This window comes from Microbacterium sp. T32 (genome assembly GCF_001619615.1).
Lineage (GTDB): Bacteria > Actinomycetota > Actinomycetes > Actinomycetales > Microbacteriaceae > Microbacterium.
Map to the genome: position 1 here is coordinate 144,097 of NZ_LQQP01000077.1, position 13,130 is coordinate 157,226.

Annotated in this window: 13 protein-coding genes; 6 read left to right on the forward strand and 7 right to left on the reverse strand. The window is 70.3% G+C overall.

Features of this window, described 5'->3' with window-relative positions:
- The first annotated feature begins 3 nt into the window (after nucleotides 1-3).
- Nucleotides 4-387 (forward strand): UBP-type zinc finger domain-containing protein, encoded by a 384-nt coding sequence (locus tag AVW09_RS16720; protein ID WP_063259114.1) that lies wholly within the window; start codon nucleotides 4-6, stop codon nucleotides 385-387.
- A 123-nt stretch (nucleotides 388-510) separates the two neighbouring features.
- Here the strand turns inward: AVW09_RS16720 and AVW09_RS16725 are convergent, their stop codons facing one another.
- Nucleotides 511-1,104 carry a hypothetical protein gene (locus AVW09_RS16725; RefSeq protein WP_022879408.1) on the reverse strand — a complete coding sequence of 198 codons (594 nt, stop codon included), beginning with the start codon at nucleotides 1,102-1,104 and terminating at the stop codon, nucleotides 511-513.
- Nucleotides 1,105-1,246: 142 nt separating this feature from the next.
- Between AVW09_RS16725 and AVW09_RS16730 the strand changes: the two genes are divergently transcribed.
- The 4 genes from AVW09_RS16730 (at nucleotide 1,247) to AVW09_RS16745 (ending at nucleotide 7,763) form a co-directional block, all read left to right on the forward strand.
- The gene (locus AVW09_RS16730) at nucleotides 1,247-2,974 is read left to right on the forward strand and encodes an ABC transporter ATP-binding protein (protein ID WP_063259115.1); all 1,728 of its coding nucleotides are present in this window, start codon (nucleotides 1,247-1,249) and stop codon (nucleotides 2,972-2,974) included.
- Nucleotides 2,971-5,001, forward strand: a complete 2,031-nt coding sequence (locus AVW09_RS16735) for an ABC transporter ATP-binding protein (RefSeq protein WP_063259116.1) — start codon at nucleotides 2,971-2,973, stop codon at nucleotides 4,999-5,001. Before AVW09_RS16730 ends, AVW09_RS16735 begins: the two co-directional genes overlap by 4 nt.
- Nucleotides 5,002-5,260: 259 nt before the next feature.
- Complete coding sequence (locus AVW09_RS16740; protein WP_063259117.1) at nucleotides 5,261-6,469, forward strand: glycosyltransferase; 1,209 nt, start codon at nucleotides 5,261-5,263, stop codon at nucleotides 6,467-6,469.
- Nucleotides 6,470-6,485: 16 nt separating this feature from the next.
- Nucleotides 6,486-7,763, forward strand: coding sequence for a glycosyltransferase (locus AVW09_RS16745; protein WP_442922759.1), 1,278 nt, complete (start codon nucleotides 6,486-6,488; stop codon nucleotides 7,761-7,763).
- Here the strand turns inward: AVW09_RS16745 and AVW09_RS16750 are convergent.
- The gene (locus AVW09_RS16750) at nucleotides 7,739-7,957 is read right to left on the reverse strand and encodes a hypothetical protein (protein WP_063259119.1); all 219 of its coding nucleotides are present in this window, start codon (nucleotides 7,955-7,957) and stop codon (nucleotides 7,739-7,741) included. The genes AVW09_RS16745 and AVW09_RS16750 overlap by 25 nt on opposite strands.
- An 85-nt stretch (nucleotides 7,958-8,042) precedes the next feature.
- Here AVW09_RS16750 and AVW09_RS16755 point away from each other — a divergent pair, with 85 nt between their 5' ends.
- The gene (locus AVW09_RS16755; RefSeq protein WP_063259120.1) at nucleotides 8,043-9,032 is read left to right on the forward strand and encodes a GlxA family transcriptional regulator; all 990 of its coding nucleotides are present in this window, start codon (nucleotides 8,043-8,045) and stop codon (nucleotides 9,030-9,032) included.
- 76 nt (nucleotides 9,033-9,108) lie between these two features.
- On the opposite strand, the gene fae is transcribed toward AVW09_RS16755, so the two are convergent.
- Genes fae through AVW09_RS16780 form a run of 5 tightly spaced genes read right to left on the reverse strand, consistent with a single transcriptional unit; the run spans nucleotide 9,109 to nucleotide 13,101 of the window.
- Complete coding sequence (gene fae, locus AVW09_RS16760) at nucleotides 9,109-9,618, reverse strand: formaldehyde-activating enzyme (RefSeq protein WP_063259121.1); 510 nt, start codon at nucleotides 9,616-9,618, stop codon at nucleotides 9,109-9,111.
- Nucleotides 9,618-10,562 carry a glycine betaine ABC transporter substrate-binding protein gene (locus AVW09_RS16765; RefSeq protein ID WP_063259122.1) on the reverse strand — a complete coding sequence of 315 codons (945 nt, stop codon included), beginning with the start codon at nucleotides 10,560-10,562 and terminating at the stop codon, nucleotides 9,618-9,620. The genes fae and AVW09_RS16765 overlap by 1 nt, the downstream gene beginning before the upstream one ends.
- A gap of 52 nt (nucleotides 10,563-10,614) precedes the next feature.
- A complete protein-coding gene (locus AVW09_RS16770) occupies nucleotides 10,615-11,409 on the reverse strand; it encodes an ABC transporter permease (protein ID WP_082823054.1) in 795 nt (264 codons plus the stop codon).
- Nucleotides 11,406-12,443, reverse strand: a complete 1,038-nt coding sequence (locus AVW09_RS16775) for an ABC transporter ATP-binding protein (RefSeq protein ID WP_063259123.1) — start codon at nucleotides 12,441-12,443, stop codon at nucleotides 11,406-11,408. Before AVW09_RS16775 ends, AVW09_RS16770 begins: the two co-directional genes overlap by 4 nt.
- Nucleotides 12,436-13,101: an ABC transporter permease gene (locus tag AVW09_RS16780; RefSeq protein WP_063259124.1), complete on the reverse strand. Its 666-nt coding sequence runs from the start codon at nucleotides 13,099-13,101 to the stop codon at nucleotides 12,436-12,438. Before AVW09_RS16780 ends, AVW09_RS16775 begins: the two co-directional genes overlap by 8 nt.
- Nucleotides 13,102-13,130 lie beyond the last annotated feature (29 nt).

Here is a 13,130-nt window from a genome sequence, read left to right on the forward strand (position 1 = left end):
GCCATGGCGTACGAGGGGAACGGCGCGGCGGCGCAGATCGACACCGCCGTCGCGCCGAGCGGCACCGGCTGTCTCGAGTGCGATCGCATCGGCGGCTGGTGGGTGCACCTGCGGCGGTGCGCCGCGTGCGGGCACGTCGGGTGCTGCGATTCCTCGCTGCACCGCCACGCGACCGCGCACGCCGAGGCCACCGGGCACCGGTACATCCAGAGCTTCGAGCCGGGCGAGGACTGGTGGTGGGACTTCGCCCTGGGCGAGGCCGTGCAGGGCCCGCCCCTCGCTCCGCCCACCTCTCATCCCGCCGACCAGTCCGTCCCTGGGCCGGCCGACCGCCTTCCCGAGGATTGGGAGGCGCAGTTGGATGCCGCCCGGCGCGGGGGCGCGTGAAGGGGTCGCCCCGCGCCGCCTCGGCGTGGCGCGGCGTCGGGGCGTGGCATCCGGTGCCCTGTTCCGGCGACCGGGGTCGGCTGCCGGCGCGGGGCCCGTCCTCGCGACCGGGGCCGGAGGCGCTCAGGCCGGGTCGAGGCGCAGGACCGTGGCCGACTCGCCGACGCGGAGGTCGTCGACGACGCGCAGCGTGCGCGCCACGTCGTCGACGGCCCCGATGACGGTGCCGAAGCGCTCGCGGTCGGCGCACACGGCGGTGACCGTGACGAAGTGCGCCCCGGTGTCCCACGTGTAGGTCGCGAACGGCGGGGTCCGTGCGTCGGTGGGGAGCGGCATCGCGAGCTTCTCGCCGACGCCGAGGTGCGGATTGCGGAACGACTCGGTGTCGTCGTACTCCATGGGCATCATCGCGCGGGCGGCGCGCAGCTGCGGCGTCGCCTCCTGCAGCTGCGCCATCACGACGAGGAGGTCGGGGTCGCTCCGCCACACCCACACGAGCACGCGCCCGGCGGCGCGGCGCATGAGGAGTGGCGCGGCCTGGCTCGCCACCCAGGCGAAAACACCGCTGCCGGGACGCTCGGTCGCGCCGACCGCGCGGTTCGCCTGCGTCAGCAGCATCCGGATCGCCGCCTTGCGGTGGCGCCTCCCGCGCAGGCCCAGCGAGCCGGTCACGGGGACCCAGAGTGCGGCGGAGGCGTCGGCCTGGAGTCGAGGCATGGCCCCAGCCTAGGAGGCCGGATGCCGGGATGCCGGGCCTGTCGTACGCCCTCGGCGGAAGCGCTCCCGCAATGTCGGAGGTTCGTGCCACTCTGGTTGTCGCGGTGGCCGCGCCGCACCGATCTGACACCCGGAGAACGCCGTGCTCGGAAAGCTCCTCATCCGCTATCTCTCGCGATACCGCTGGCTCCTCGTCGCGATCCTGCTCTTCCAGGCGGCGTCGGCCGTCGCGACGCTGTATCTGCCGCGCCTGAACGCCGACATCATCGATCAGGGCGTCGCCCAGGGAGACACGGGCTACATCTGGTCGCGCGGGGCGCTCATGCTGGTCATCTCGCTCGGCCAGATCGTGGCATCCGTGATCGCCACCTACTTCGCCGCGCGGGCCGCCATGTCCGCGGGGCGCGACATCCGCCGCGACGTGTTCGAGCGCGTGAGCGGGTTCTCCGAGCGCGAGCTGTCGCAGTTCGGCGCCGGCTCGCTCATCACGCGCAACACCAACGACGTCCAGCAGGTGCAGATGCTGGCGATGATGGGCGCGACGATGCTCGTGAGCGCGCCGCTCCTCGCCATCGGCGGCATCATCATGGCACTGCAGCAGGACGTCGGGCTGAGCTGGCTGATCGGCGTCGCCGTCCCGGTCCTGCTCGTGCTGGTCGCGCTGATCATCGCGCGCATGGTGCCGCTGTTCCGCAGCTACCAGACCAAGCTCGACGCCGTGAACCGCGTCATGCGCGAGCAGCTCACCGGCGTCCGCGTCGTGCGGGCGTTCGTGCGCGAGCGCATCGAAGAGGAGCGCTTCCGCGGCGCGAACACCGACATCCTCGTCGTCGGCCGCAAGGTGGGGTCGCTCTTCGTCCTGCTGTTCCCGCTCGCGATGCTCGTGCTGAACGTCACCGTGGTGGGCGTCATCTGGTTCGGTGGCATCCAGGTGGATGCCGGTGGTGTCGAGATCGGCACGCTGTTCGCCTTCATCCAGTACGTCGCGCAGATCCTGGGCGGCGTGCTCATGGCGAGCTTCATGACGGTGATGATCCCGCGCGCCGCGGTGTCGGCCGAGCGCATCGGCGAGGTCCTGGACAGCACCTCGACGCTCGAGCGCCCCGCGAACCCGGTTTCCGCGTTCCCCGCGCCCGGCGAGGTCGTGTTCGACGACGTCGCCTTCTCGTACCCCGGGGCCGAAGCGCCCGTGGTGTCGGGAATCAGCTTCACGGCCGCCCCGGGCGAGACGGTCGCGATCGTCGGTTCCACGGGTGCCGGCAAGACCACCCTCATCTCCCTCATCCCGCGCCTGTTCGATGTCACCGGTGGCGCGGTGCGGGTCGGCGGCGTGGACGTGCGCGAGGCCGACCTCGACGAGCTGTGGCGGGGCATCGGTCTGGTGCCGCAGCGTCCGTTCCTGTTCAGCGGCACGGTGGCATCCAATCTCCGCTTCGGGCGAGAGGACGCCACCGACGACGAGCTGTGGCGCGCGCTCGAGATCGCGCAGGGCCGCGATTTCGTGGCCGAGATGGAAGGTGGGCTCGACGCTCGTATCGCCCAGGGCGGCACGAACGTCTCGGGCGGGCAGCGGCAGCGTCTCGCGATCGCCCGGGCGATCGTCCACCGGCCGCGGGTCCTGGTGTTCGACGACTCGTTCTCCGCGCTGGACCTGACGACCGACGCCCGATTGCGAAAAGCACTGTGGGACGAATTGCCCGACGTGACGAAGATCGTCGTGGCGCAGCGCGTGTCCACGATCACCGCGGCCGACCGCATCGTCGTGCTGGAGGACGGCCGCATGGTCGGACTCGGCACGCACGACGAACTGGTGCAGACGAGCCCCACCTACCGAGAGATCGTCGAGTCGCAGCTGGGGGTGGAAGCATGAGCACGCCCGACGCCCTCACCGAGGAAGAACGCGCCGAACTCGAGCTCGCCGAACAGGCGCGCCAGGGTTCCGGCGACTGGAACAGCGTCGCGCCCGGCAAGGCCGCGGCTTTCGGCCCGAGCTTCCGTCGACTCCTCGGCCTCCTGCGCCCCTACGCGTGGGCCTTCGCCTTCGTCTCGTTCCTCGGGGCGATCGGGGTCGTGCTCGCGGTGCTCGCACCGCGCGTCCTCGGGAACGCCACGAACATCATCTTCGAGGGCGTGGTCTCGAAGTCCCTCGCCCAGGGCTTCCCCGAGGGGACGCCGAAGGACACCGTCGTCGAGGCCCTGCGCTCCGCGGGGCAGGGCGACGTGGCCAACATCGTGGCGGCGATGGACAACTTCCAGGTCGGTGCCGGCGTCGACTTCGACGCCCTGCGCATCGTGATCGTGACGGTGCTCGCGATCTACGTGGGCTCGTCGCTGCTCTCGTGGATCCAGGGCTACGTCATCAACGTGATCATGGTGCGCACGATGTGGCGCCTGCGCGAAGACGTCGAGGCCAAGATCAACCGCCTGCCGCTGTCCTACTTCGACAAGGTGCAGCGCGGCGAACTGATCTCGCGTGTCACCAACGACATCGACAACATCACGCAGACGATGCAGCAGTCGCTCTCGAGCGCCCTCACCTCGGTGCTGACGGTGCTCGGCGTGCTCATCATGATGTTCAGCATCTCGTGGCAGCTCGCGCTCGTCGCCCTGGTGTCGCTGCCGCTCATGGCCGTGATCTTCGGCGTCATCGGCCCGCGGTCGCAGAAGGCCTTCGGCGAGCAGTGGAAGAAGGTCGGTCGCCTCAACGCCCGCGTCGAGGAGTCGTTCTCCGGTCATGCGCTCGTGAAGGTCTACGGCCGTGAGAAGGACGCGCGCGAGAAGTTCGAGGTCGAGAACGAGGAGCTGTTCGAGGCGAGCTTCCGGGCGCAGTTCCTGTCCGGCATGATCATGCCCGGCATGATGTTCGTCGGGAACCTCACGTACGTCGGCATCGCGGTCCTCGGGGGTCTGATGGTCGCGGGCGGGCAGATCCGCCTCGGCGACGTGCAGGCGTTCATCCAGTACTCGCAGCAGTTCACGCAGCCGCTGTCGCAGCTCGGCGGCATGGCGGCGGTCGTGCAGTCCGGCACCGCTTCGGCCGAGCGCGTGTTCGCGCTGCTCGACGCCGACGAGCAGGACCCGGATGCCGCGGACGCTCCCGCCCACGTCGAGGGGCGTGGCGTCATCGAGTTCGAGTCGGTCCGCTTCTCGTACACGCCCGACCGGCCGCTCATTCGCGACCTGTCGTTCCGCGTCGAGCCGGGGCAGACCGTGGCGATCGTCGGCCCGACCGGTGCGGGAAAGACCACGCTGGTGAACCTCATCATGCGGTTCTACGAGCTCGACGGCGGTCGCATCCTGCTCGACGGGCAGGACATCGCCGAACTCCGTCGCGACGACGTGCGCTCGCGCACCGGAATGGTGCTGCAGGACCCGTGGCTGTTCGCGGGAACGATCCGCGACAACATCCGGTACGGCCGCGAGTCGGCGACCGACGACGAGATCGTCGAGGCCGCCGTCGCCACCCGCGTCGACCAGTTCGTGCACTCGCTGCCCGAGGGCTACGACACGGTGCTCGACGAAGACGCGGCGAACGTCTCGGCGGGCGAGAAGCAGCTCATCACGATCGCTCGTGCGTTCGTGGCGCGGCCGTCCGTGCTGATTCTCGACGAAGCGACGTCGTCGGTCGACACGCGCACCGAGCTGCTCCTGCAGCAGGCGATGGCGGCCCTCCGCGAGGGCCGCACGTCCTTCGTCATCGCGCACCGGCTCTCCACGATCCGCGACGCCGACCTCATCCTCGTGATGGAGCACGGCGACATCGTCGAGCAGGGTTCGCACGACGAGCTCATCGCCGCGCACGGCGCGTACTGGCGGCTGTACCAGTCGCAGTTCGAGGCCGCCGCGGGCGACGACGCGACCACGCCCGAGGCGGATCCGGCCGCGGCGCGCACCTGATGCCGTCGGGCGCCGCGGCCGATCGTCCCGCCGCGGCGTCCGACGTGCCGTCACGCCCGCCGCTGCGTATCGCTGGGTACGCTGCGGCGCCCGCCGTGCCGTCACGCCCGCCGTCGCGCCCCGCGCCGCGTAACCCGCCGTCATCCCGGGCCGGATCGTCGCGGCATCCAGGGGACCGAAAAACCCCTCGGGTACAGTTGGAGCGCGCATGCACCGCACAGTGCGACCCGTTCCGCCGCACAGATAGGCCTCACCACCCGTGACCACTCCTGCGACGCCCGCTCCCTCGTCCTCGGATGACCGCCCGCTCAGGGTGCTGATCGGAGCCGATACCTTCCTCCCGCACGTCAACGGTGCGGCCCGCTTCGCCGAACGCCTCGCGGCCGGCCTCGTCCGACGCGGACACGACGTCCACGTCGCGGCCCCCAGCGTCGGCCACGGCAACGCCGGCGTCTTCACCGAGGTGATCGAGGGCGAGCCGATGACGATGCACCGCCTCCCCGCCTACCGGTTCCTCCCGCACGACTGGCTGACGTTCGTCCTGCCGTGGCGGTCGAAGCACTACGCCCGGCGCGTGCTCGACGAGGTGAAGCCCGACGTCGTGCACATCCAGTCGCACATCGTGATCGGGCGCGGTCTCGCCCGCGAAGCCCGCAAGCGCGGCATCCCGCTCGTCGCCACGAACCACGTGATGGCCGAGAACATCCTCGACTTCACGACACTGCCCGACTTCCTCGACCGCATCTTCGTCAAGCTCGCGTGGGCCGACGCGAAGCGCACGTTCGCGCTCACCCGTGCGGTCACCACACCCACGCGCCGGGCCGCAGACTTCCTCGAGTCCACGCTCGACATCGACGGCGTCATCCCGATCTCCTGCGGTATCGACCGCGCGAATTACACCGCCGACCTCGAGCCGCGGGACGCGAACCGCATCCTCTTCGTCGGGCGCCTCACGACCGAGAAGGGCATCGACGTCGTGCTCCGCGCGCTCGCGAAGCTCGACCCCGCTCTGAACGCGACGTTCGACATCGTCGGCGGCGGCGACCAGCGCCGCAACCTCGAGCAGCTGGCCGCCCAGCTCGGCATCGCCGATCGCGTGACCTTCCACGGGCACACGTCCGAGGAGGAACTGCGCGCCCTCTACACCCGCGCGAGCGTTTTCGCGATCGCCTCGATCGCGGAACTGCAGTCGATCGCGACGATGGAGGCCATGGCATCCGGTCTGCCGATCGTCGCCGCGAACGCCGTCGCCCTCCCGCACCTCGTGCACGACGGCGAGAACGGGTACCTGTTCGAGCCCGGCAACGTGGAGGAGCTCACCGCCCGCCTGACCGACGTCCTCACCGCCGCACCCGAAGAGCGCCGCCGCATGCAGCAGGCGTCGCTCGACGGCGTGCGCGTGCACGACATCGGCCGCACCCTCGACACGTTCGAGGCGCTGTACCGCGGACGGCCCCTGCCGGAGTGACCCCGTGCACGTGGTGATGTTCGCCGACCAGCACGTCGAGTCGCTGGGCGGCGCACAGGTGTCGATGCGGTTGCAGCGGCGGTTCCTCGAACGCGCGGGGCACACCGTGACGATCGTCGCGCCGCGCCTGCACCGGCCGGCTCCCACCGACCCCGCCTACGTGGACCTCCCGTCGTTCCCGGTCACGCCCGACCGCGAATACGCGCTGTCGTGGCCCGGCATCCGGACCGATCGCTTCGTGGATGCCGCCCTCGCGGGGCGTCCGCCCGTCGACGTCGTGCACGTGCAGGCCGACTTCTGGGGCGCGTTCATCGGCCACCGGTACGCCGCGCGCCACGGGCTCCCCGTCGTGCACACGATGCACAACCGCGTCGACGTCGGCATCGAGGCGACCGCGCCGTTCCCGAGGCTCGTGCTGCGGGTGCTGAACGCGTGGGCGCGGCGGGCGCTGCGGCCCGCGCTGCTGCGGGCGGGCGATGTTCGCAGAATCCCGCGTTCTTCGCAGGATTCGGCCGAAATGCTGCGAGATTCGGGGGATTCTGCGACATTTGCGCGCGAAGCGCCCGACGGCTGGGCGTACCTCCGCCGCCTCGCGCGGCTGTCGACCGCTGTCACGGCTCCGTCCGCCCACTTCGCGCGGCGTCTCGAAGCCCACGGCGCCGTCCCCGGCGCGTCGGACGACCGGGCGGTCGATGTCGTGTGGAACGGGATCGACGACGACATCCTCGACGCGGCTCTCACGGCGGGACCGGGGGAGCGTCGGCCCGGGCGTCCGCGCTTCGTCTGGATCGGCCGGATGAGCCCCGAGAAGCGCCTGCTGCCCTTCCTCGAGGCCGTCGCCGCGTCGGGAATCGACGCCGACGTCGAGATCATCGGCGGCGGTGCGCAGCTCCGCGCGGCGCGGCGCCTCGTGGAGCGTTCGCGGCCGGTGGCATCCATCCGCTTCTCCGGACGGATGCCGTACGCCCAGACCCTCGCGCGGCTCGCGGAGGCGGACGCCGTCGTGCAGACGTCGATCGGCTTCGAGACGCAGGGGATGACGGTGTTCGAAGCGGCGTCGCTCGGGACTCCCGCGGTGGTCAGCGACCCCGACATCGCCGCGGAACTCGGCACCGGAGTCTGGAGCGTCGCGGATGCCACGGTCGCGGCGCTCGCGGAGACGCTGCGGCGCGCGTCCGCCGACATCGCCGCCGGCTCCCCGGTCGCGGTGGATCCGACGATCGGGGAGCGCTTCCGGCAGTCCTCGCGCACCGCCGCGATGGTCGCGGTCTACGCGCGCGCCGCTCGGCGCTGACGCCGCGCGACCGGGGTGGCAGCGGCCTTCGCCGCGGGCGGTTCGGGAGCGGCGCGGGGTGCGGTGCGCTCGGCGCCGCCGGGGAGGCGGCGCGGGTCGGTGGGCACGCGGCCGTAGCCGTCGGTGTACATGAGCCACACGGTGGAGACGATCCCGATGAGGGAGAGGATGCCGAGAGCGATGAGGTATGCCATGGCAGAGAAACTACGTCTGTACGAATCATGCCCACGAGTGGCATGATGGACGACGTTCGAATCTTTTCTGCCACACGGAGGATCCATGCGTTCCGTCGCCGTCGTCGTCCAGCCCGGCTTCGCGCCGTTCGAGTTCGGCCTCGCGTGTGAGGCGTTCGGCCTCGACCGCAGCGACGACGGCATCCCGAACTTCGACTTCCGGATCGTGAGCCCCGACCCCGGTGTCGTGCCGTCGAACATCGGCTTCTCGATCAACGTCGAGAAGGGCCTGGATGCCGCGGACGACGTCGACATCCTCGTGCTGGCGCCCGTGCCGCGAGAGCAGTGGGGCGCGATCGATCCGCGCGTCACCGAGCTCGTGCGGCGCGCCGACGCCCGAGGTGCGTGGTTGCTGAGCGTGTGCAGCGGGTCGTTCGTCCTCGCCGCCGCGGGAGTGCTCGACGGGCGTCGGGCGACCACGCACTGGCGCTACGCGCAGACCATGGCGCGCATGTACCCGAAGATCGAGGTCGATCCCGACGTGCTCTACGTCCAGGCCGGCAACATCATCACGAGCGCGGGAACCGCCGCCGGGCTCGACGCGTGCCTGCACCTGCTGCGCCAGGAACTCGGCGCCGAGCTCACCAACCGCATCGCGCGGCGCATGGTGGTGGCGCCGCAGCGCGACGGCGGGCAGGCGCAGTTCATCGCCGCGCCGCTCCCCGTCGACACGTCGCTCTCGCTCGCGCCGGTGACCGAATGGATGCTGCAGAACCTCCACGCCGACCTGTCGGTCGAGCGGCTCGCGGCGCGCGCGCACATGTCGCCGCGGACGTTCGCCCGCCGCTTCAAGGCCGACTTCGGCGCGACGCCCGCGGCGTGGCTCGCGCGGCAGCGGCTGCTGCACGCGCAGCGGCTCCTCGAGGAGACGAACCTCGGCCTCGACCGCATCGCGTCGGAGTGCGGCTTCGGCTCGGCCGCTGTGCTGCGGCAGAACTTCGCCCGCACGATGGGCCTCACCCCCACCGCGTACCGCGCGCGCTTCTCGTGCGCCGACGACGTGATCGCGGCATCCCGCGAGGCCGTCCCGGCCTGAGTCCGAGTGGCGAGCCCGTGGGGGAGGCGGTCACAGGGAAACGGCCCCACCCGAGGGTGGGGCCGTCTCCCTGCGCTCAAGACGCGGGGGTGAAGAACGGATTGCTGGGTGTCGTGCGTGCGGCGATGACCTCCTCCGTCGCGGGCAGCGACCGTGCGCCGTTGCGGATCGCCTCGCGGGCCGCCTGGCGGTTGTTGCGATAGACCTGCTCGGCGTCGGTGGCCGCGGGGTTGACCCACACGGCCGCGATGACCGCGTGCGAATCGGCCCACTCGGCCGGGATCTCGCCGTCTGCGACGGCGTCCGCGATTCCGGATGCCACCCCCGCCTGCGCCGGTCCCCAGATCAACAGCCCGTGGGCGTCGCTCTCGGGCGCGGACTTGGTGACGAAGAGCGTGAGCGGCTTCACCGGCAGCGACGGGCGGAGCACGGCGACGAAGGGAACGTGTCCGGCGCTGGGAGTCGCCAGAGCCGTCGCCCAGGCCGTCCCGGCCGGTCCGTCGCGATGCCCGAGCACCGTGTTGATGTGGGCGGCGTGCGCCCCCTCGCCGACGAAGCTCTCGCCGATCTGCACGTCGACGGTCATCAGATGAGCCCCTGCTCCTTCAGCCAGTCGGTCGCGACGTCTTCCGGGTCGTCGCCGTCGACGTCGACCTTCGCGTTGAGCTTCTGCATCTCCTCGGTGGTGAGCAGCGGCGAGATCTCGGCGATGACGTCGGCGATGGCCGGGTACTTGTCGAGGGTCGACTGCTTCAGGGTGAACGCTCCCTGGTAGACGGGGAAGAATTCCTTGTCGTCCTGCAGGACGACAAGGTCGAGAGCGGGGATGCGTCCGTCGGTCTGGAAGACCTCGCCGAAGTTGCAGTCATCGCCCTTCTGCGTGGCGGTGTAGATGACGCCCGTGTCCAGGAGTGCGACATTCGAGTCCGACACGTTCAGGCCGTAGGCGGCCTTCAACCCGGGCCAGCCGTCGTCGCGCGTGGAGAACTCGCTCTCGATGCAGAACGTCTGCTCGTTCGCGGGCAGCTTCGCGACGTCCGAGAGCGTCGTGACCCCCAGTTCCTTGGCCTTGTCGGCGCGGATGGCGAAGGCGTACGTGTTGTTCAGGGGCGCGGGGTCGAGCCAGGCGATGCCCTTGGCGGCATCCGCCTTCTTCGTCGCGTCGAACTGCGCCTCGGCCCCGGGAACGGGTGCCGTGTTGCCGTTATAGGTGATCCACGACGTGCCGGTGTACTCCCAGTAGCCGAGGAACTCGTCGTTCTCGAGGGCCTGACGCACGTTCGCCGACCCGACGAGCTTGGTGTTGGCCTCGACGTCGGCGCCGCGGGCGTTGAGTAGCGCGGTCGTGATGTGGGCGAGGATGTACTGCTCCGAGAAGTCCTTGGAACCGATCTGACCGGTGAGGCCTGCGAGTTCATCGCTCCCGCCCGCGGCGGAACCGGTGGAACCGGAACCCCCCGAGCAGGCGGTGAGGGCGAGGGCGCCGAGCGCCGCGACGGCGGTCAGCGAGAGAAGCGGGCGACGCTTCATTGTGTCTCCTTGGGGTGTGGTGCGGTGAGTGGTGCAGGTGGAACGGCGGGGATCAGATCCCCTTGGGGGTGAGCAGGTCTTCGGCGAGGCCGGCGATCCAGTCGATGAGCAGGGCGATGCAGGCGACGAGGACGGCTCCGACCACGAGCACCGGATAGCGCTGCAGCTTCAGGCCGTTGACGATCATGTCGCCGAGGCCGCCGGCGTTGATGAACGTGGCGATGGTGGCGACACCGACGCAGAACACCAGCGCGGTCCGGAGTCCGGCGAGGATCACGGGCACGGCGAGCGGGAGCTCGATCCGCACGAGCACCTGGGCGGGTGTCATCCCCATCCCGCGCGCGGACTCGCGGATCGCCCCGTCGACCTGCTCGATGCCGATCATCGTGTTGCGCAGCACGGGGAGGAACGCGTAGATCACGAGCGCGACCAGCGCCGTTGTGTACCCCGTCTGCCAGATGATCGCGAGCAGGATGACGACACCGACTGCGGGAGTCGCCTGGCCGATGTTGGCCAGGGCCAGGACGAACCCGCGCACCGCGCGCGACGGGGTCTTGGCGAGCAGGATGCCGACGGGGATCGCGAGCACGGCCACCAGCGCCGACGCGGCCACCGTAAGGCTGAGGTGCTCGCCGATGCGGAGGAACAGGTAGTCGGCGTTGAGCGTGCGCTGCTCGATCGAGTCGAGGGTCAGGGACGACAGCCACAGGAGGAGCACCGCCAGGATGACGACGACGATCGCCGGCGTGAGGAATCGGCGCCAGATGCGCTTTCCCCGCCGCGCCCCGCGGGCAGCGGCCAGGCGCGCAGCACCGATGCTCTGGGTCTCGGTCGTGACGGTGGTCATTGTGCGCCGCCCGAGCGCGGGGAGAGGTCGTCGACCTCGACGCCGAGCGCGGCGGAGATCCGCTCGACCGTGAGCGTGCCGCGCGGCCGTCCGCCGCCGTCGACGACGGTGACCGTGGGCGAGCCGTGCAGCACGAGGAGATCCAGCGCGTCGCGGAGGTTGTCGGTCGGTGCGACCGTGACCGACGTGGCATCCGTCACGGGTCCGAGGGGGGCATCCGCGACCCGGATGAGGGCGAGGCGCTTGAGCGCTGCGCCGCGCCCGATGAAGGACCGGACGTAGTCGTTCGCCGGGGAGGCCAGGATCGCCGCGGGGGTGTCGAACTGCTCGATCCGGCTGCGTTCGGACAGCACCGCGATGCGGTCGCCGAGTCGGATCGCCTCGTCGAAGTCGTGGGTGACGAAGATGATCGTCTTGCCGATGGATTCCTGGAGCCGGAGGAATTCCGCCTGCAGGCGTTCGCGGGTGATGGGGTCGGTCGCGCCGAAGGGCTCGTCCATGAGCATCACGGGCGGGTCGGCCGCTAGAGCGCGGGCGACGCCGACACGCTGCTGCTGGCCGCCGGACAGCTGACGCGGGTACCGGGCGGCGAAGTCTCCGCTCAGCTGAACCGTCTCGAGCAGTTCCTCGACGCGGTCGGCGGTGCGCTTCTTCGACCATCCGAGCAGCTTCGGGACGACGGCGATGTTCTCGCCGATCGTCATGTGCGGGAACAGTCCGATCTGCTGGATGACGTAGCCGATGTGCCGGCGCAGTTCGTTGGGGTTGAGCGAGAGGACATCGCGACCGTCGATCGAGATGGTCCCGGAAGTGGGTTCGATGATGCGGTTGATCATCTTCATCGTGGTCGTCTTGCCGCACCCGGACGGGCCGACGAACATGATGAGTTCGCCGGGGTCGACATCCATCGAGAACGCGTCCACGGCGGGGGTCGACTGACCGGGGTAGACCTTCGTCACGCCGTCGAGGCGGATGCCGACTCCCGAGGACGCGTGCGCGCCGGTCGTGCGGGAAGTGGTGGTGGTGTCAGACACGGAGCCCCCTTGAAGTGGTGACGCGGGTGATGAGGACGAAGGCGGCATCGATGAGGAGCGCCAGGACGATGACGCCGAGGGTTCCCGTCAGGGCGAAGTTCAGGGCGTTCTTCGAGCCGAGCGACGAGAGTCCCTTGAAGATGAACTGGCCGAGGCCGGGCCCGGCGACGTAGGCGGCGATCGCCGCGATGCCGATGGTGAGCTGGGCCGCCACGCGGATGCCGGTGAGGATGATGGGCCACGCGATGGGCAGTTGCACCGAGAGAAGGATGCGACCGGGCGACATGCCCATGCCCTTCGCGGATTCCATGATCGCCGGCGGCACCTCGCGAAGACCCACGACGGTGTTCCGCACGATCGGCAGGAGCGAGTAGAACACCAGCGAGAACACCGTGGGCGTCCATCCGAGGCCGAGGACCGGCGTCAGAAGTGCCAGCAACGCCAGCGAGGGGATGGTCAGGGCGACACCGGCGGCGGCGATCGTCACCGATCGTGAGACCGGGCGGTTCCAGACGGCGATGCCGATCGCGATGCCGATCACGGCGGCGATGACGATGCTCAGCGCGACGACGGCGACGTGCTGCAGCACCAATTCGGCGATGTCGTCGCTCCGGCGACTCCAGAAAGTGAGGAGTCCGCCGAGGTCGAAGTCGGACATGCGTCGCACTCCTCTCCTCATCGAGATGG